Source organism: Micromonospora endolithica (assembly GCF_003626595.1).
Classification (GTDB): Bacteria; Actinomycetota; Actinomycetes; order Mycobacteriales; family Micromonosporaceae; genus Micromonospora; species Micromonospora endolithica.
This window is the reverse complement of sequence record NZ_RBAK01000010.1, coordinates 233,691-250,244: the sequence shown is the minus strand read 5'-3', so window position 1 is coordinate 250,244 and position 16,554 is coordinate 233,691. Positions and strand designations below refer to the sequence as shown.

The 16,554-nt window shown below is 72.3% G+C and carries 17 protein-coding genes and 2 tRNA genes; 8 read left to right on the top strand and 11 right to left on the bottom strand.

Annotated elements, in window-relative coordinates; all coding sequences use genetic code 11:
- The first annotated feature begins 646 nt into the window (after window positions 1–646).
- On the top strand, window positions 647–874 hold the full coding sequence (locus D7223_RS23780) for a hypothetical protein (protein ID WP_120730642.1): 228 nt from the start codon (window positions 647–649) through the stop codon (window positions 872–874).
- Window positions 875–910: 36 nt separating this feature from the next.
- On the opposite strand, the gene D7223_RS23775 is transcribed toward D7223_RS23780, so the two are convergent.
- The 6 genes from D7223_RS23775 to D7223_RS23750 all read right to left on the bottom strand — a co-directional run bounded on the left by D7223_RS23775 (window position 911) and on the right by D7223_RS23750 (window position 6,351).
- Window positions 911–1,708: a carbon-nitrogen hydrolase family protein gene (locus D7223_RS23775; RefSeq protein WP_120730641.1), complete on the bottom strand. Its 798-nt coding sequence runs from the start codon at window positions 1,706–1,708 to the stop codon at window positions 911–913.
- A gap of 87 nt (window positions 1,709–1,795) precedes the next feature.
- Window positions 1,796–3,091: an ATP-dependent Clp protease ATP-binding subunit ClpX gene (gene clpX, locus D7223_RS23770; protein ID WP_120730640.1), complete on the bottom strand. Its 1,296-nt coding sequence runs from the start codon at window positions 3,089–3,091 to the stop codon at window positions 1,796–1,798.
- A 206-nt stretch (window positions 3,092–3,297) separates the two neighbouring features.
- Window positions 3,298–3,960 carry an ATP-dependent Clp protease proteolytic subunit gene (locus D7223_RS23765; protein WP_120730639.1) on the bottom strand — a complete coding sequence of 221 codons (663 nt, stop codon included), beginning with the start codon at window positions 3,958–3,960 and terminating at the stop codon, window positions 3,298–3,300.
- A gap of 14 nt (window positions 3,961–3,974) precedes the next feature.
- Entirely contained in the window at window positions 3,975–4,616 is a 642-nt protein-coding gene (locus tag D7223_RS23760; protein ID WP_120730638.1) for an ATP-dependent Clp protease proteolytic subunit, read from the bottom strand.
- A 169-nt stretch (window positions 4,617–4,785) separates the two neighbouring features.
- Window positions 4,786–6,132: a trigger factor gene (gene tig, locus D7223_RS23755; protein ID WP_120730637.1), complete on the bottom strand. Its 1,347-nt coding sequence runs from the start codon at window positions 6,130–6,132 to the stop codon at window positions 4,786–4,788.
- A gap of 145 nt (window positions 6,133–6,277) precedes the next feature.
- Window positions 6,278–6,351 (bottom strand) — tRNA-Pro (locus tag D7223_RS23750).
- A gap of 308 nt (window positions 6,352–6,659) precedes the next feature.
- Here D7223_RS23750 and D7223_RS23745 point away from each other — a divergent pair.
- The 3 genes from D7223_RS23745 to D7223_RS23735 all read left to right on the top strand — a co-directional run bounded on the left by D7223_RS23745 (window position 6,660) and on the right by D7223_RS23735 (window position 8,898).
- Window positions 6,660–6,733 (top strand) — tRNA-Gly (locus tag D7223_RS23745).
- A gap of 115 nt (window positions 6,734–6,848) precedes the next feature.
- The gene (locus D7223_RS23740; protein ID WP_158610925.1) at window positions 6,849–7,535 is read left to right on the top strand and encodes a pentapeptide repeat-containing protein; all 687 of its coding nucleotides are present in this window, start codon (window positions 6,849–6,851) and stop codon (window positions 7,533–7,535) included.
- 136 nt (window positions 7,536–7,671) lie between these two features.
- The gene (locus tag D7223_RS23735) at window positions 7,672–8,898 is read left to right on the top strand and encodes a S8 family peptidase (RefSeq protein WP_120730635.1); all 1,227 of its coding nucleotides are present in this window, start codon (window positions 7,672–7,674) and stop codon (window positions 8,896–8,898) included.
- A 231-nt stretch (window positions 8,899–9,129) separates the two neighbouring features.
- On the opposite strand, the gene D7223_RS23730 is transcribed toward D7223_RS23735, so the two are convergent.
- Entirely contained in the window at window positions 9,130–9,672 is a 543-nt protein-coding gene (locus D7223_RS23730) for a DUF2189 domain-containing protein (protein ID WP_120730634.1), read from the bottom strand.
- 113 nt (window positions 9,673–9,785) lie between these two features.
- Between D7223_RS23730 and D7223_RS23725 the strand changes: the two genes are divergently transcribed.
- The 4 genes from D7223_RS23725 to D7223_RS23710 all read left to right on the top strand — a co-directional run bounded on the left by D7223_RS23725 (window position 9,786) and on the right by D7223_RS23710 (window position 13,187).
- Window positions 9,786–11,018 (top strand): GNAT family N-acetyltransferase, encoded by a 1,233-nt coding sequence (locus tag D7223_RS23725; protein ID WP_120730633.1) that lies wholly within the window; start codon window positions 9,786–9,788, stop codon window positions 11,016–11,018.
- An 84-nt stretch (window positions 11,019–11,102) separates the two neighbouring features.
- Entirely contained in the window at window positions 11,103–11,420 is a 318-nt protein-coding gene (locus D7223_RS23720; protein WP_120730632.1) for a hypothetical protein, read from the top strand.
- Window positions 11,421–11,497: 77 nt separating this feature from the next.
- The gene (locus D7223_RS23715; RefSeq protein WP_120730631.1) at window positions 11,498–12,019 is read left to right on the top strand and encodes a SigE family RNA polymerase sigma factor; all 522 of its coding nucleotides are present in this window, start codon (window positions 11,498–11,500) and stop codon (window positions 12,017–12,019) included.
- Between the two features lies 1 nt (window position 12,020).
- The gene (locus D7223_RS23710) at window positions 12,021–13,187 is read left to right on the top strand and encodes a hypothetical protein (protein WP_120730630.1); all 1,167 of its coding nucleotides are present in this window, start codon (window positions 12,021–12,023) and stop codon (window positions 13,185–13,187) included.
- 144 nt (window positions 13,188–13,331) lie between these two features.
- Here the strand turns inward: D7223_RS23710 and D7223_RS23705 are convergent, their stop codons facing one another.
- The 4 genes from D7223_RS23705 to D7223_RS23690 all read right to left on the bottom strand — a co-directional run bounded on the left by D7223_RS23705 (window position 13,332) and on the right by D7223_RS23690 (window position 16,353).
- A complete protein-coding gene (locus D7223_RS23705; RefSeq protein WP_120730629.1) occupies window positions 13,332–13,799 on the bottom strand; it encodes a ribose-5-phosphate isomerase in 468 nt (155 codons plus the stop codon).
- Window positions 13,800–13,871: 72 nt separating this feature from the next.
- Window positions 13,872–15,071, bottom strand: a complete 1,200-nt coding sequence (locus tag D7223_RS23700) for a DUF1015 family protein (protein ID WP_120730628.1) — start codon at window positions 15,069–15,071, stop codon at window positions 13,872–13,874.
- A 112-nt stretch (window positions 15,072–15,183) separates the two neighbouring features.
- Window positions 15,184–15,492: a hypothetical protein gene (locus tag D7223_RS23695; protein WP_120730627.1), complete on the bottom strand. Its 309-nt coding sequence runs from the start codon at window positions 15,490–15,492 to the stop codon at window positions 15,184–15,186.
- 237 nt (window positions 15,493–15,729) lie between these two features.
- Window positions 15,730–16,353 carry a mycothiol-dependent nitroreductase Rv2466c family protein gene (locus D7223_RS23690; protein ID WP_120730626.1) on the bottom strand — a complete coding sequence of 208 codons (624 nt, stop codon included), beginning with the start codon at window positions 16,351–16,353 and terminating at the stop codon, window positions 15,730–15,732.
- Window positions 16,354–16,554 lie beyond the last annotated feature (201 nt).

The following is a 16,554-nucleotide window of genomic DNA, read 5'->3' as shown; positions in this document are numbered from 1 at the left end:
GACAACAAACAAATGTTGCCAAAGGAATCCAAACCAGCCAAACCGAAGCTCGACCAGTCCGGGATATAAAACAATTGGCACTGGCTTATCAAGCACCCTGTTGAGTTCTCAAAGAACAACCACACACCATCCGAAGCTCCGCATCAGCAGAACCCCATCCGGGGCAACCTCTCTAACCTACCCGGCGCGTTCCTCACCGTCAAACTCGGTTCCGAGTCGATCAGCTTGGTTCGTTCCGGCCCGCGAATCAGTCCCACCGATGATCGGTGGCGCTGATGGTGCGGGAAGTGGCAGACCGGCCGATGCCGCTTTCGCAGCCATCCGCCCGGCTCCTGCCGGCTTCAGAACTCTACCCGGTCGGCTTCGCGATCGCAACCCCGTGTCCGGAGTGTTTCGCACCGCCCGATCCTCAGTCTCGCTCGGCGTCTCCGCCACGAGCCTGGCGCCCGCTCCCGGCCGGTTTGTCCGGCCTGCCGCGTGCAGAGAGAAAGTTACGCGGATGGCCCCCCGAGCGCAAATCAACGTTCATCGCTGCCTCGGTCCGGACGGCCGACGGACCGACGGCACCGTGCCGGACGGGCCTTCTTCCTCCATTCGAAGCGGTCGCGGCATCCGCAACCGGCGCGGACGTGTCAGAGTTGCGGGCATGGACGACCTGCCGCGCTCCCCGACGACGGTGCTCGCCGAGGATGCCCTGCTCGGACTGCTGCTGCCGATCTGGCAACTGGTCATCGGGGCCCTCGTGCTGCTCGCCGTACTGGCGTCGGTGCGCCGGCTGGCCCGCCGGGGACCGACACGGATGACCACCGCGCTGCTCGTCACCGCGGTCGCCATCGCCGGCTTCGCGGTGGTCGGCGTCCTGCTCCAGGGCTGAGCGGTCACCGCCCGATGGCTCGTCCGGGCTGAGCGGTCAGAGCCGGCGGTTCGCCAGGCTGGGCAGCTCGGTGCGGATCGTCCGCAACCGCTCCAGGTCGAGATCGGCGAACGCCACTCCGGGCCCGTCCGGGACCTGCGTCAGCACCGTCCCCCACGGGTCGACCACCATGCTGCGCCCGAAACAGGTCCGGCCCGGCTCGTGGTCACCGGTCTGACCGGCGGCGGCGACGAAGCACTGGTTCTCGATCGCCCGCGCACGCAACAGGACCTCCCAGTGGTCCCGCCCCGTGTGCATCATGAACGCCGCCGGCACCACCAGCAGGTGGGCGCCGCCGTCGGTGGCCAACTGCCGGTACAACTCGGGGAAGCGCAGGTCGTAGCAGATCGACAGCCCGACCCGGAGTCCTTCGACGTCGACCACCACCGGCTGGTCGCCGGGCGCCACGGTCGCCGACTCGAGGTAGGACACCCGCCCGGGGATCTCCACGTCGTAAAGGTGGATCTTCCGGTAGCTCGCCGCGAGCGCGCCGGAACGGTCGAACACCAGCGAGGTGTTCCAGGTGTGCTCCGGGTCCGGACCGCGCTCGTGGAACGAACCCGCGACCACCCACATGCCCAGGCGCCGGGCGGCGGCGGCGAAGAACGACCCGACCTCGCCGTCGACCGGCTCCGGCTCGGGGAGCCCGGCGGCCGGGCCGAGATAGTCGACGTACTCCGGGAGGACCGCCACGTCCGCGCCGCCGGCGGCCGCGCGGTCCAGCAGGCCCTCCGCGGCCGCCAGATTGGCCTTGCGGTCGTCCCGCGCGTTCAGCTGGCAGACGGCGACACGCATGGACCTCAGCGTACGGGGACAGCCCTCACGGCGACAGGGGTGCGGCCGGCGCGACGGACCGGTCGCCCCGTCACGCCGACGGCGAGGTCAGGCCGACTTCTCCTCGCGGTCCCGCCGGGCCCGGCGGCCGGTGAACTCGCGCGGCACGATGGTCGGGTTGACGTTCTCCAGGACCACCTCGCGGGTGATCAGCACGCGGGCGGCGTCGGGGTTGCTCGGCACCTCGTACATCACGGAGAGCAGGACCTCTTCCATGATCGCGCGGAGGCCACGGGCACCCGTGCCGCGCAGCATCGCCTGGTCGGCGATGGCCTCCAGCGCCGGGTCCTCGAACTCCAGCTCGACGCCGTCGAGTTCGAAGAGCCGCTGGTACTGCCGGACGAGGGCGTTGCGCGGCTCGGTGAGGATGCGGACCAGCGCCGACCGGTCGAGGCTGCGCACGTTGGTGATCACCGGGAGCCGGCCGATGAATTCGGGGATGAGCCCGAACTTCAGCATGTCCTCCGGCATGACCTGGCTGAAGATGTCGTCGGTCGACCGCTCGGAGACCGCCCGGAGCCGGGCACCGAAGCCGGTGCCGCCGTGCCCGGTGCGGGCCTCGATGATCTGGTCGAGCCCGGCGAAGGCACCACCGCAGATGAACAGGACGTTGGTCGTGTCGATCTGGATGAACTCCTGGTGCGGGTGCTTGCGACCGCCCTGCGGCGGCACGTTGGAGACGGTGCCCTCCAGCATCTTCAGCAGCGCCTGCTGGACCCCCTCGCCGGAGACGTCCCGCGTGATCGACGGGTTCTCCGACTTGCGGGCGATCTTGTCGACCTCGTCGATGTAGATGATGCCGGTCTCGGCGCGCTTGATGTCGTAGTCAGCGGCCTGGATCAGCTTGAGGAGGATGTTCTCCACGTCCTCGCCGACGTAGCCGGCCTCGGTCAACGCGGTCGCGTCCGCGATCGCGAAGGGGACGTTGAGCATCCGGGCGAGGGTCTGGGCGAGGTGCGTCTTGCCGCAACCGGTGGGGCCCAGGAGCAGGATGTTGGACTTGGCCAGCTCGACGGCGTCGCTGCCGGAGCCCGGCGCGCCGGCCGCCTCGGCCTGGATCCGCTTGTAGTGGTTGTAGACCGCGACGGCGAGGGCCTTCTTCGCCTGGTCCTGCCCCACGACGTAGTTGTCGAGGAACTGGCAGATCTCCATCGGCTTGGGAAGCTCTTCCCACTTCACCTCGCCGGACTCGGCCAGCTCCTCCTCGATGATCTCGTTGCAGAGGTCGATGCACTCGTCGCAGATGTAGACCCCTGGGCCCGCGATGAGTTTCTTGACCTGCTTCTGCGACTTGCCGCAGAAGGAGCACTTGAGTAGGTCGCCGCCGTCACCGATCCGTGCCACCTACGTTCTCCCTGCACTCATCGGCCGGAGTCCCGGCCCTGACCTGCGGACGCTGCGCTCCGTCCGTCTCCTCAACCTCGCCGGCCCCGACCGGCGAAGCGGTACGGGACCGACGTTACCCGCTGGCGGAGGTTTCTCCGACCCCCAAAACGGGTGTGTCAGAGGTCGGCCGGGAACGAACCCGGCCGACCTCCGACCCGAGCTGCTCAGCTGGCGGCGTTGGCGGCCAGCAGACCCTTCTTGCGGCTGGTGAGGATCGTGTCCACCAACCCGTACTCCTTGGACTCCTCGGCCGTCATGATCTTGTCACGGTCGATGTCCTTGCGAACCTGCTCGATCGGACGGTTGCAGTGCCGGGAGAGCATCTCCTCCAGCTGGGTCCGCATCCGCAGGATCTCCCGGGCCTGGATCTCGATGTCCGAGCCCTGCCCGTAGCCGCCCTCGGTGGCCGGCTGGTGGATGATGATCCGGGAGTTCGGCAGGGCCATCCGCTTGCCCGGGGTGCCGGCCGAGAGCAGCACCGCCGCCGCGCTGGCCGCCTGCCCCAGGCACACCGTCTGGATGTCCGGGCGGACGTACTGCATGGTGTCGTAGATCGCCGTCATGGCGGTGAACGAACCGCCGGGCGAGTTGATGTACATGATGATGTCGCGGTCCGGGTCGGTGCCCTCGAGCGTCAGCAGCTGCGCCATCACGTCGTTGGCCGACGCGTCGTCCACCTGGACGCCGAGGAAGATGATCCGGTCCTCGAAGAGCTTGTTGTACGGGTTGGACTCCTTGACCCCGTACGACGTGCGCTCGACGAACGACGGAAGGACGTAGCGGTTGTGCACGGCCGCGAACTGGGGCGGCAGGCTCAGGTCGGTCATCGTCAGCTCCTCGCTCAGCTCAGGGTCCCGGCGCCATCCGGAACCTGGGCGGCCCCGATGATCACCTTGTCGATGAAGCCGTAGTCCATCGCCTCCTGGGCGGTGAACCAGCGGTCCCGGTCCGAGTCGGCCTCGATCTGCGACTGGTCCTGGCCGGTGTGGTGCGCGACCCGCTCCTGGAACATCCGCTTCGTGTAGAGCATCTGCTCCGCCTGGATCGCGATGTCCGAGGCGGTGCCGCCCAGGCCACCGGACGGCTGGTGCATCATGATCCGGGCGTGCGGCAGGGCGTAGCGCTTGCCCTTGGTGCCCGCGCACAGGAGCAGCTGGCCCATGGAGGCGGCCATGCCCATCGCCACGGTCGACACGTCGTTGTCGATGAACTGCATGGTGTCGTAGATCGCCATGCCGGAGTAGACGGAGCCACCCGGCGAGTTGATCCACAGGTTGATGTCGCGGTCCGGGTCCTCCGCGGCGAGCAGCAGCAGCTGCGCGCAGATGCGGTTGGCGACCTGGTCGGTCACCTCGCTGCCCAGGAAGATGATGCGCTCCTTGAGCAACCGGTTGTAGACCGAGTCGTCGAGGTTGCCAATGGTGTCGCCGCCGCGGGCCTCGATCGCCCGGAGTGGCTTCGCTGGGATGTGCATGTCGGTCATGGCAGCCCTTCGCTCTCCGTACCGTCTTCACCGACACTAACCGCTTGATCGGGTGACGCACTCCCGGTCGGGCCACTGTTCGCTGACAGCGCAGCCTTCGCCAGACGTACCCGAAAAGGGCTTCGGCCGCCGCCCACCGCGAGGGATGGACGGCGGCCGTGCCCGACGGTCAGTGCTCGTGGTTGTGCTCGGCCTCGTTCTCGGCACGCAGCGCGTCGAGCGTCACCTCGTTGCCGGCCGCGTCCTTGATCTTGATGCGCTCCATCACCGACGCCAGCGCCTTGCCCCGGCGTACGTCGCCGAAGACGGCGGCGGCCGCGCCGGAGCGGACCAGCTGGTCGTAGTACTGCTGGGGGGCCATGCCGGCGCGCTGGGCGCGGTGCACGATCTCGTGCCCGAACTCGTCGTCGGAGACCTGCACGTCCTCCGCGTCGGCCAGGGTGTCCAGCAGGAGCTGGATCTTGACACCCTCGGTGGCCGCCTCGGTCAGCTCGGCGTCGATCTGCTCCTCGGTCTTGTCCTCGGCCGACAGGTATTCCTCCATCGAGGCGCCGATCCGCTCCAGCTGGTCGACCATCGCCGCCTTGCGGCTCTCGACCTCCTCGCGGACGACACCCTCCGGCGCCGGTACCTCGGCCGCGGCGACGAGCTGCTCCAGGGCCTTGTCCCGGGCGGCGTAGATCTGCTCGACCCGCTTGCCCCGGGTGACCCGCTCACGCAGGTCGCCGCGCAGCTCCTCGATCGTGTCGAACTCGCTCGCCATCTGCGCGAACTCGTCGTTCAGCTCGGGCAGTTCCTTCTCCTTGACCGTGCGGACGGTCACCGCCACGTCGGCGTCGCGGCCGGCGAAGTCGCCGCCCACCAGCTGGGTGGTGAAGGTGGTGCTGTCACCGGCGGCGAGGCCGACGACGGCCTCGTCCAGGCCCGGCAGGAGCTGCTTGCTGCCCACCTCGTGGGAGATGTTGCTCGCCGAACCACCCGGCACGTCCTCGCCGTCGACCGTGGCGTTCAGGTCGATCTGCACGAAGTCACCCTCGGCGGCGGCCCGCTCGACGGTCTTCAGGGTGGCGAACCGCTCGCGCAGGCTCTTGACCTGCTCGTCGATCTCGCTCTCGTCGATCTGGAGCTCGTCCACGGTCACCTCGACGGTGGCCGGGTCCGGCAGGGTGATCTCCGGCCGGACGTCCACCTCGGCGGTGAAGTTGAGCGAGTCACCGTCGTTGAACTCGGTGATCTCCACCTCGGGACGACCGAGGGTCTTCAGGTCGTGCTCGCGGACCGCGGCGAGGATGTTCTGCGGGATGGCCTCCTGCACCGCCTCGTTGAGGACGGTGCCCCGGCCGACCCGCTGGTCGATCACGGCGGTCGGGACCTTGCCCCGACGGAAGCCGGGCACCTGCACCTGCGAACCGATCTCCCGGTACGCCTTCCTGAGGCTCGGCTCGAGCTCGACGAACGGCACCTCGATGGCGAGCCGCACGCGCGTCGGGCTCAGAGTCTCGACGGTGCTCTTCACAGGCGTACTCCTTGACGGATCTCGGTTTTGATTCTGGGCTTTCGATCAGCCCATCGAGTGTAGGCGAGCCGGAGCGGCACCCCGGCAGCGCCCGGGGCCGCGGACGGATCGGCGGCGCCCGGGGCGACCCGGCCGCGGACGGCAGTCGGGGTGGCGGGATTTGAACCCACGGCCCCTCGCTCCCAAAGCGAGTGCGCTACCAAGCTGCGCCACACCCCGTGGCGGGAAGCAGTCTATGCCGTCGGCACCCGCGCCAGGCGCCCGGGCCGAAGCCAACGCGCCGAACTCCCCCGAATCAGACAAACCGCGCGCCCCCGGCGGTCGGAGGCCGGATCCCAGGGGCGGGCGGAGGCCAGCTCTGGCGGGCGGAGGCCACCATGTCCCGGAAGTTGGGGTGTCCCGGCCCGAGGATGGCCCGACTTCCCTGACCTCGGGTGGATCACGCCCGTCCCGGCGCGCGGGGAAGGGGGATGCGCGAGCACGATCGGGATTCGGTACGCTGACGACGCGCCCCGGTCGGGGCGTACGCGGGCGTAGCTCAATGGTAGAGCTTCAGTCTTCCAAACTGACTACGCGGGTTCGATTCCCGTCGCCCGCTCCACAGCCCTCCGACCCAGGTCAGAGGGAGCATCCCGATCCGCCTCTCGCGGCAGCGGGCTGAGCGCGCCCGACCGGGAGCACCCCCGACGCCGGTGGGGCTGACTACGGTGGGACGGGTGCCCGCCCACCGAGAGCGCCGCGCGGCCGAACGAGCCGACGTTCCCCCACAGCCCCGCCTACCGCCGTCGCTGACGACGGCGGCGCTGCCCGAGCACGAGCCCGAACCCGAGGCCGGCTACCGGCGGCTGGACTTCGCCGACCTCGATCTCGGCGGCCGGACGGTGGAGTCGGTGGAGTTCGCGCAGTGCCGGTTCCGGGGCGTCGACCTGTCCCGGGTGACCCTGGACCGGGCCGCGTTCCTGGACTGCGTCTTCGCGCGCGGCAGCCTGGCCAACCTGCACGCCGAGCGCTCCTCGCTCATCCGTACCAGCCTGTCGGCAGCCCGGATGACCGGCTTCACCTGGACCGACGGCGTGGTCCGGGACGTGACGTTGGACGAGTGCCGGCTGGACCTGTCGGCGTGGCGGTACTCCCGGTTCGGCGCCGCCTCCTTCACCGGCTGCAACCTGACCAGGGCCGACTTCACCGGCGCCGACCTGTCCGGCGTCCAGTTCACCGGCTGTGACCTCACCCGGGCCCAGTTCTCCCAGGCCAGGATGGCCGGCACCCGGTTCCGGGACTGCACCCTGCTGGACGTCGGCGGGGTGACGAGCTGGGACGGCGTGGTGGTGAGCCACCAGGATCTGCCGGCATTGTCGTACAGCCTGGCCGCCGCGCTGGGCATCCGGATCGCCGACGACTGAGCCGACGACTGAGCCGAGGGCCGGGCCTGGAAAACACCAGAGCATTCATTGCGATCAATCTGATCGGTACCCTCTCCCCAACGCCCCTGGCTGCCGACGGCCACGAGCAACCGGCGGCCGAACCGGAGGAGGACCGATGACACTTCCCCGTACCCGCTGGTGGCGGCTTGCCGCGGCGACCCTGCTCACGGTGGCCGCCGGCGGCGCGGCGACCGGCGTACCGGCGGGCGCGGCGCCCGCCGAGGGTCGGGTGCTGGCCGCGCCGGCCGCGACCGCGGTGGCCGGCAGCTACCTGGTCGTGCTGCGCGCGGACGCCGTCCGGGAGTCCGGCCCCCAGCGGCGGGCGGCGGTCGCGCGGACCGCGGCGACGATCGCCGCCCGGCACGGGGCACACCCCGGGCAGGTGTACGCGGACACGGTCAAAGGATTCCAGGCGCGCATGCCCGCCGGGGTGGCCCGCCGGCTGGCCGCCGACCCTGCGGTGGCCTGGGTGGAGCAGGACCGGATGGTGCGCCTGGCCGGCCCGGGGGTGCAGCTCAACCCGCCGTCCTGGGGGCTGGACCGCATCGACCAGCGCCGGCTGCCGCTGGACGGCCGGTACGCCTACCCGAACACCGCGCCGAACGTGCACGCGTACGTCCTGGACACCGGCGTGCGCGCGACGCACGGTGACTTCGGTGGTCGGGCCGGCGGGGGCGTCGACCTGGTCGACGGTGGCCCGGCGGACGACTGCAACGGCCACGGCACCCACCTGGCCGGCACCGTCGGCGGCTCCCGGTACGGGGTGGCGAAGGAGGTCCGGCTCCGGCCGGTACGGGTGCTGGGCTGCACCGGCAGCGGCTCGCTCGCCAAGGTCGTCGCCGGCATCGACTGGGTCACCGCCAACGCCGCGCGGCCGGCGGTGGCGCTGCTGGCACTCGGTGCGACCGCCAGCGCCACGCTGGACGCGGCGGTGAACCGGTCCGTCGCCGCCGGCATCCCGTACGTGGTGACGGCCGGCAGCGCGAACGCCGACGCGTGCGCCTTCTCGCCGGCCCGGGTCCCGGCGGCGCTGACCGTCGCGGGCACCACCGCGTCGGACGGGCGGATGCCCAGCGGCAATTACGGCTCCTGCCTGGACCTGTACGCGCCGGGGGCGAACATCCCGTCGGCCTGGCACACCGGCGACGCCGCCGTCGCGGTGCTCAGCGGCGGCTCGACGGCCGCGGCACACGTCGCCGGCTGTGTCGCGCTGGCCCTCGCGGCGAACCCGACCTGGACCCCGGCGCAGGTGTCCGCCCACCTGACCGGCCGGGCGACGGTCGGGGTGGTCGGCTCGGTGGTCGCCGGCACACCGAACCGGCTGCTCTACTGCGGCCCCTGACCCCACCCATCCCGCGCGATCTTGCACCTCGTGTCGGGACAGAACCGTGCTGAACCGACATCTGGGCGACCGAAAGTGCAAGATCGCGGGAGTGTGGGTGGGGCCGGGCACGGATGATCCGGCTCCGGTTGGGTATGAAGCGCCGACCTGGTGGAGGACGACGGGGTCGCGGAGCCCCGCGACCGGGCGCGCGGGCGGGCGGCGTGAGCGCCGGCCCGCCCGGGCGTACGGTCAGAGGTTGGTGACCCAGTTCCAGGCCGACACGACCCACTCGGTCTGCTGGAGCCAGGCGATCCCGACGCCGGCGAGGAACACCGCCGTCACCAGGTGCGCACCCCGGGCGGTGTGCCGCACCCGACCGAGCTGCCGTTCCAGGATCACCCGGCCCAGCAGGCGGGAGAGCGCGAACAGGCCGACCGCCACCAGCAGGCTGAGCACGAAGATCAGCAACGGCGCGGCGAGGTTGCCGCCACCGGAGATCGCCCAGATCCCCCAGCAGACGAACGCGAACAGCGCGCCGGCCGCGCTCCACTCGCCACCGCGCTTGAGCTGCTCGACGTGCCAGCTCAGCGGCCGGCGAGGCGGCTGCGACCAGCCATCGCCGTGGGGTCCGTGCGGCTCGTCCGGCACGACCGGGAAGGGCTCGGTGCGCGTCGTGCGCCGTTGGCCCACGGACGCGACACCCCGCCGGTACGGGTCCCGCTGCTGCGGCACGCCGGGCTGCGGTGGCACCTCGACGGTCCGCTCCGCCCACGGCTGCGTCTGGTCTGCCATCTCGTCCCCTCCCCTGGGCCGGCGGCGGCCCCCGGCCACCGTCCGACCTCCGAGGGTATCCAGGGGGCAAATATGCTCGCCGGGCACCGCGCCGGTGGACTAGACAGGTCGACGTGACGAACACCGCGACGGAGATCCGCACCGCCCGCCCGGAGGACCTCGACGACCTGCGCGACCTGCTCAACGGTCTCTTCCACGGCGGCTTCGACACCGAATCCTGGGCGGCCGAGCGTCCGCTGCTCGAAGCGGAGCGCACGCTCGTGGTGCGCGACGGCACCGAGCTGGTCGCCAGCGCCACCGCGTACACCCGGGAGTTGACCGTGCCCGGGGCCGGGGTGCCCGCCGCGCACGTCAGCATGGTCGGTGTCGCGCCGACCCACCGCCGGCAGGGCCTGCTGACCCGGCTGATGAGCCGGCAGTTGCGCGCGGTCCGGGACGGCGCGCGGGAGCCGGTGGCGGTCCTGTGGGCCAGCGAGGGGCGGATCTATCCCCGGTTCGGGTACGGCCTGGCCAGCCAGCGGCTCTCCGTCGAGTGCGACACGACCGAGCTGCGCCTGCCGGCCCCGACGCCCGCCGAGGGCCGGCTCCGCGTCGCCCACCCGGCCGCCGTCCGGGACGAGCTGGCCCGGGTGTACGACCGGGTGCGTCCCGACCGGCCCGGCTGGTCCGCCCGGGACGAGCGGTGGTGGACGTACGTGCTGAACGACCCGGCGTCCCATCGGGGCGGGGCCACCGAACTGCGGGCGGTGCTGCACGACGGCCCGGACTCCGTCGACGGGTACGCCCTGTTCCGCACCCGGGGCGACTGGGACCAGGCCGGCCCGAAGGGCGTCGTGACCGTCTCCGAGATGGTGGCGGCGACACCGGCCGGGTACCGGGCGCTGTGGCGGATGCTGCTCTCGGTGGACCTGACCCGGCGGCTGGTCTGGCGGTCGGCGGCGGTCGACGAGCCGCTGCCGCGCCTGGTCAACGAGCCGCGGCGACTCGGCACCAGCCTGGTCGACGCGCTGTGGCTGCGGGTGGTGGACGTGCCGGCCGCGCTGGCCGCCCGCCGGTATGCCGGTGCCGTCGACGTGGTCCTCGACGTCACCGACGACCTGCTGCCGGAGAACACCGGCCGGTGGCGGCTCACCGGCGGACCGGACGGCGCCACCTGCGTGCCGACCGACCTGCCCGCCGACCTGGCCTGCGACGTGCGCTGCCTCGGTGAGCTGTACCTGGGCGGTGCCGGGGCGACCGCGCTCGCCGCCGCCGGGCGGATCGAGGAGCGGCGTCCGGGTGCGCTGGCCGCCGCCGGACCGGCCTTCGGCTGGCACCGTGCCCCCGCCGCCATGGAGATCTTCTGACCGGGCCGACGGCCCCGTCGCCGGCGGTGCTTCCGGGCGGGGCGACGGCCGCCTCCGGGCGGGGTGGGCGGGTACCGTCGGTCCATGGGTGACGTGGAGAGACGGCGACGCCGGCACCGGCACCACGGCGACGCGCCACCGACCGAGGGGCCCAGCGCGGCCACCCCCGGCGTGCACGACGGCGGCGAACCGCCCCGACACCGCCGGGGTGGCCACGGTGAGGATGGTGAGCGGGGGCTGCGGGGCCTCGTCGGCCCCGGTTCCTCCCAGGTCGGCGTGACCGCCGCGATGCGGGCCCGGGACGCCTCCCACCCCACCGAGGAGGACCTGGCCGAGGCCGAGGCGCGGGTGCAGGTCGTCCGTCGCAACTGGACGCCCCGCGAGGACCTCCCCCGCCGCTGACCGACGGATCCACCACCCGACGGCGTTTACCTCGGTGCCTCGCCACCGCGTTTACCGGTTGGGAGGTGCACATCCACATGCCACGACCCCAGGGGCTGACGCCACCGGAGGGCTTCGCCGAGTTCGTCACGGCGCGTTCCGACGCCCTGCTGCGCTCCGCCTGGCTGCTGACCGGTGACACGGGGCGCGCCGAGGACCTGCTCCAGACGGTGTTGGCCGACGCCTGGCGGCGTTGGGCCGCCATCGCGGCCGTCGGCCATCCCGAGGCGTACCTGCGTCGGGCCCTCTTCACCACGTACGTCTCCTGGTGGCGGCGGCGCTGGCGGGGTGAGATCCCGGGTCCGCCGCCGGACGAGCCCGGGTACGGCGACATGGCCGGTGACTCGGCGAACCGGGACGCCCTCCGTCGTGCCCTGGCCCGGCTCACCCGCCAGCAACGGGCGGTCGTGGTGCTCCGCTACGTGGAGGACCTGAGCGTGGAGCAGACGGCGGAGCTGCTCGGTTGTTCGCCCGGCACGGTCAAGGTGCAGGCGTCCCGCGCCCTGCGGACACTGCGCGCCGATCCGCATCTCGAGCTGTACGCCATCTGGAGGTCGTGACGTGAAGCACGAGGACGAGGACATCAGGTACCTGCTGCTGGAGGCCGTTCCCCCGCTGCCCGCGCCACCGGACCGGCTGGGCGCGGTGGGGCGGCGGGTACGCCGGCACCGGCGCCGCCGGGTCGCGGTCAGTGCGCTCGCCGTGGCCCTGGTCGTCGGTCTCGGGTTCGGCGGGGTACGGACCCTCGCCGGGGAGCGGCCCGCTCCGGCGCCGCCCGCGGTGGCCCCCACCGTCCTCGGCGAGACCCGCTGCCCGGTCGACCTGCGGGATTTCCCGGACTTCGGCGCGGCCCGGTACGGCGAGGGGGGACCACTGGTGCCGGACGGGGCCGTGGAGATCACCGCGTGTGAGGTGCCGTCCGCGGCGGGGTCGGGCGGAGTCGAGCTGAGCGAGCCGCGGGTGCTGACCGACGGCGTGGACGAGGTGGTACGGATCCTCAACCGGCTGCCGGCCCGGCCGGGCAGTGGTTCGGCGGCCTCCGGAGACGCCGCCGACCAGGAACTCCGCTGCACCAGGAAGGCCGTCCACCGGGAGCTCGCCTACGTCCTGCGGTACCCGGACCGGGCACCGGTGACCGTGTACACCGACGAGAACTGCGCCGCCGTGGTGCGCGGATCGGCGGGACGGGGACAGGACCCGGCGCTGCTCACCACCTTCCTCGACCGGTACCGGGCGCAGCTGATCGCCCGGACCCCGCCCGCGACCATCGCCACCCCGGCCTGCGCCCCCAGCCTGCCCACCGACGGGCTTCGGCTGACCCCGACGCGCAGCGGGCCGAAGGACCAGATCTCGATCAACAATCCCGGCCGGAACCCCGGCCTGCCGAGCCGGCTGGTGGCGGTGACCGCCTGCCGGTACGAGGTGGGTGACACCCGCGCCGGGCTGGTCCGGCAGCAGAGTGACCGGGACACCGCCGACACCCTCCGCCAAGCCCTCAACGCCGCCCTCGACCGGGGCAGGGTCACCAACTGCGGCAGCTACCCCGGCTACCCGCCACCGACCGTCCTGGACACGCTGCTCGTCGCGGACGCCACCGGCGCCACCGCGGAGTTCTGGCTGCGGCGGGCCCCCTGCCCGGCCCTCGTCGCCGGCAGGAGCAGCGGCATCACCCCGACGGAGGCTCTGCTGGCCACCGTCGACGGGATGCTCGGCCCGGCCCGGCGGTGACGCGTACCCGGTACCGGTCGGTCCGGGACTTCGTGCTGGCCGGCTCCCCGGACGCCGTTCACCCTCCGGACCCGGACGTGCCGAGCGGGTCCCGCGGCCGCACGGCGGCCGGCATCGGCCGGCCGCACGGCCACGGGGGACGGCTCAGGGCAGGGGCGGGAGCTGGTGGGTGCGCTCGTAGTCGGCCACCTGGGTGATCCGGCGCGCGTGCCGCTCGTTGCCGGAGAACGGCGTGGCGAGGAACGCCTCCACGATGGCGGTCGCCTCGTCCAGGGTGTGCTGGCGGGCGCCGACGGCGACCACGTTCGCGTCGTTGTGCCCACGGGCCAGCTCCGCGGTCTCGACGTTCCAGGCCAGCGCCGACCGTACGCCGGCGATCTTGTTGGCGGCGATCTGCTCGCCGTTGCCCGAGCCGCCGATCACGACGCCGAGGCTGCCCGCGTCGGTCACCACCCGGTGGCCGGTGTGCAGGCAGAACGCCGGGTAGTCGTCGTCCGGGTCGAAGGTCTGCGGGCCGACGTCGACCACGTCGTACCCCTGCGTGGCCAGATGGTTGGCCAGGTGCACCTTCAGCTCGAAACCGGCGTGGTCGGATCCCAGGTAGACGCGCATGGAGCGCAGTCTCTCAGGCCGCGCTCCGGGACACCGCGCGGGCGGCGTCCCGGAGCGGAAATGTCACAGCGGTCAGCGGGGCAGCTCGGCGACCACCAGGCCACCGCGCGCCTTCGGGGTGAACCAGGTGCTCTTTCGCGGCATCTTCTCCCGGGCCAGGTTCACCGCGACGAAGTCGTCCACGGTCACCGGGGCGACCAGGATCGCCAGTTCCGCCCGGCCGGCGTCGACCTCGCCGGCCAGCCAGCTCGCCGGGTAGTCACCGCCGACGTAGGTGATCCGCTTGTCGCCCGGATCCAGCCCCAGCGCGTCGCGCAGCAACAGCCGCTCGACCAGTGCGTGATCCAGATTCTCCAGGCGGGACCCGGCGACGTGCGGGAGGCGCACCGCGTACGCCCCGGTCGGGAGCCGGAGCACGACGGTGCCGCCGGCCGCCGGGACCTCGACCGGGCCGTCCACGTCGGTGATCTCCGCGCCGGCGGCGCGGAGCCGGTCGAGCAGCTCCTCCGGCGTGGTGGTCAGCTCGCTGACCAGCCGGTTGTAGGGCTGGATGGCGACCGAGGCCGGGGTGGTGACCACGGCCAGGAAGCGCGGCAGCCCGCCGGTCTGGGCGGCCAGGCTGCGGTGGTTGCCGTCGGCGACCACCAGCTCGCCGCCGCCGGCCAGAGCGGTCAGCGCGTCCTGCTCGGGGCCCGGGCCGAGCAGCCAGATGGCGTGCGTGCGCCCGGCCTGGTCGGTGTCGGTCGCGGCCGGCGCGCCCGCCGCCTCGGTCGCCGCCGCCAACGCGGCGTGCAGCTCGTCGCCGCGACCGGTCTGCAACAGGAGTACCGGGGAGAGCAGGTGACCCAGCGCCTCGGCCAGCGCCACCCGCTCGCGCACCTTGGCGATGAACACGTCCTCGTTGCGGATCACCAGCCCCGGCTCGTCCGCGCGGGTGGAGATCTGGTCGGTGTCGACCATGCCGAAGAGCCCGTACGCGGACTCCTCTCCCGGCGCGCTGATCCGGTAGAGCACCACCACCTGCTCGGCGGGGGTGTAGCTGCCGTCGGCCTTCGCCTCGGCGAACCGGGCCACCGCGTCCGGCAACGCGTCGAGGAAGGACTTCCCGACGCTCTCCGGCGCCCGGTGCGGCATCTCGATGCCGAGGGCACTGTGCGGGTTCGCCTCGATGATCGCGGTGATCTCCGCGTCGTCGGCGAACTCGTCGTAGTTCTGCGCGCCGGTGCCGCCAGTGGTGATCCAGGCCCGGGCGATCGGATGCACGACCGTCATGGCGACGACGCTACCGGTGCCGGCTCCCCCGCCCGCCCCGGACCCACACCCCGCCCATCAGGTGAAAGGAAGGGCCCCCTGTTAACGCCTGCGGTAGAGGAAGGGTCCCCTGTTAACAGTGACGGTCGAGGGTGCGGCGGTGCCTGCCTCCGGTCACTGCCGGTGCGGCCGGTTGCCGGGGCGCGGGGGCCGGACGGGCACGGTCGGCGGGCCTCCCGCCGGGCGGGGTGAGCCGGAACGCGGCCGGCACGCGGGCCACGCCGACCACGATCGGCGGCGCGAGCAGATCGGCCATCTCGGCGGGCAGGTCGGGCCGGAGCGTCGGCCAGCGGGAGTCGTCGACCGACCAGTACGCGTCGGGACTGCCCGTCACCTCCACCTCGCCGATCGGATCGTCACCGGGCGCACGGTGCTTGGCCATCGGGAATGCCTCCACGAGACTGCGGGAACGGACCTGCCGGTCGCTGCGCGGACATGGAGGCCAACGAATTCTCCCGCCGCCCGGTGACGGGGCGGGCGCGGGCGGCACAAGGCGCGCACATGGCGCGACCGGCCCAGGGCTCGAGGCGCGGACGGCACGGGGACGCGCGCGGCGGGGCGCGTTAACAAGGGCCCCCGGTACAACGCCAGGCGTTAACAAGGGGCCCTTCCTTACACCTCAGTCGAAGGTGGGGCCGAGTTCGCGGGTGCGCTTCAGCTCGTAGAAGCCCGGGGTGCCGGCCACCAGAAGCACGCCGTCCCAGAGCCGGCCGGCGGCCTCGCCCTTCGGGGCGGGCGTGATGACCGGACCGAAGAAGGCGACCGGGGTGCCGTCCGGGCCGGGGGCGTGCACGACCGGGGTGCCGACGTCGGTGCCGACCGGACGCATGCCGGCCTCGTGGCTGGCGCGCAGCGCCTCGTCGTACCCGGTGCTCTCGGCCGCCTCGGCCAGCGTCGGGTCCAGCCCGGCGTCGGTCAGCGCGGCGGCGTACAGCTCCGGGGAGAGCTTCTCCTGCCCGAGGTGGATGCGGGTGCCGAGCGCGGTGTAGAGGTTCCGCACCGCGTCGGCGCCGTACCGCTGCTCGACGGCGATGCAGACGCGGACCGGACCCCACCCGGTACGCATCAGTTCCTGGTACTCCTCCGGGAGGTCCCGGCCCTCGTTGAGCACCGACAGGCTCATCACGTGGTATCGGATGTCGACGTCCCGCACCCGCTCGACCTCCAGCAGCCAACGGGAGGTGATCCACGCCCAGGGGCAGATGGGGTCGAACCACATGTCGACGGCGGCGCGCTCGCTCACGGTGAGGTCCCTTCACGACGGGTGACGCCGGCCCTCCGACGCCTGTACCGATCTTCACCCCGCCGACCATCGACCGGCACCGGAATGAGAGCGTGAGCTGGCCCACCGTGGGGCCCTGCGCATGGAAGACTCGGAGCGCACCGGCTGCCACGAGCGGCCGAGGACGGCGCCGGGGTGGCGTTCGCCGAAAATGGGATGGAG

Coding starts and splice junctions, on each gene's coding strand:
- D7223_RS23700 (WP_120730628.1), bottom strand. CDS start 15,071: ATGACGGTCGTGCATCCGATCGCCCGGGCCTGGATCACCACTGGCGGC.
- D7223_RS23760 (WP_120730638.1), bottom strand. CDS start 4,616: ATGACCGACATGCACATCCCAGCGAAGCCACTCCGGGCGATCGAGGCC.
- D7223_RS23695 (WP_120730627.1), bottom strand. CDS start 15,492: ATGGCCAAGCACCGTGCGCCCGGTGACGATCCGATCGGCGAGGTGGAG.
- D7223_RS23775 (WP_120730641.1), bottom strand. CDS start 1,708: ATGCGTGTCGCCGTCTGCCAGCTGAACGCGCGGGACGACCGCAAGGCC.
- D7223_RS23705 (WP_120730629.1), bottom strand. CDS start 13,799: ATGCGCGTCTACCTGGGATCCGACCACGCCGGTTTCGAGCTGAAGGTG.
- D7223_RS23720 (WP_120730632.1), top strand. CDS start 11,103: ATGGGTGACGTGGAGAGACGGCGACGCCGGCACCGGCACCACGGCGAC.
- D7223_RS23730 (WP_120730634.1), bottom strand. CDS start 9,672: ATGGCAGACCAGACGCAGCCGTGGGCGGAGCGGACCGTCGAGGTGCCA.
- D7223_RS23780 (WP_120730642.1), top strand. CDS start 647: ATGGACGACCTGCCGCGCTCCCCGACGACGGTGCTCGCCGAGGATGCC.
- D7223_RS23715 (WP_120730631.1), top strand. CDS start 11,498: ATGCCACGACCCCAGGGGCTGACGCCACCGGAGGGCTTCGCCGAGTTC.
- D7223_RS23735 (WP_120730635.1), top strand. CDS start 7,672: ATGACACTTCCCCGTACCCGCTGGTGGCGGCTTGCCGCGGCGACCCTG.
- D7223_RS23765 (WP_120730639.1), bottom strand. CDS start 3,960: ATGACCGACCTGAGCCTGCCGCCCCAGTTCGCGGCCGTGCACAACCGC.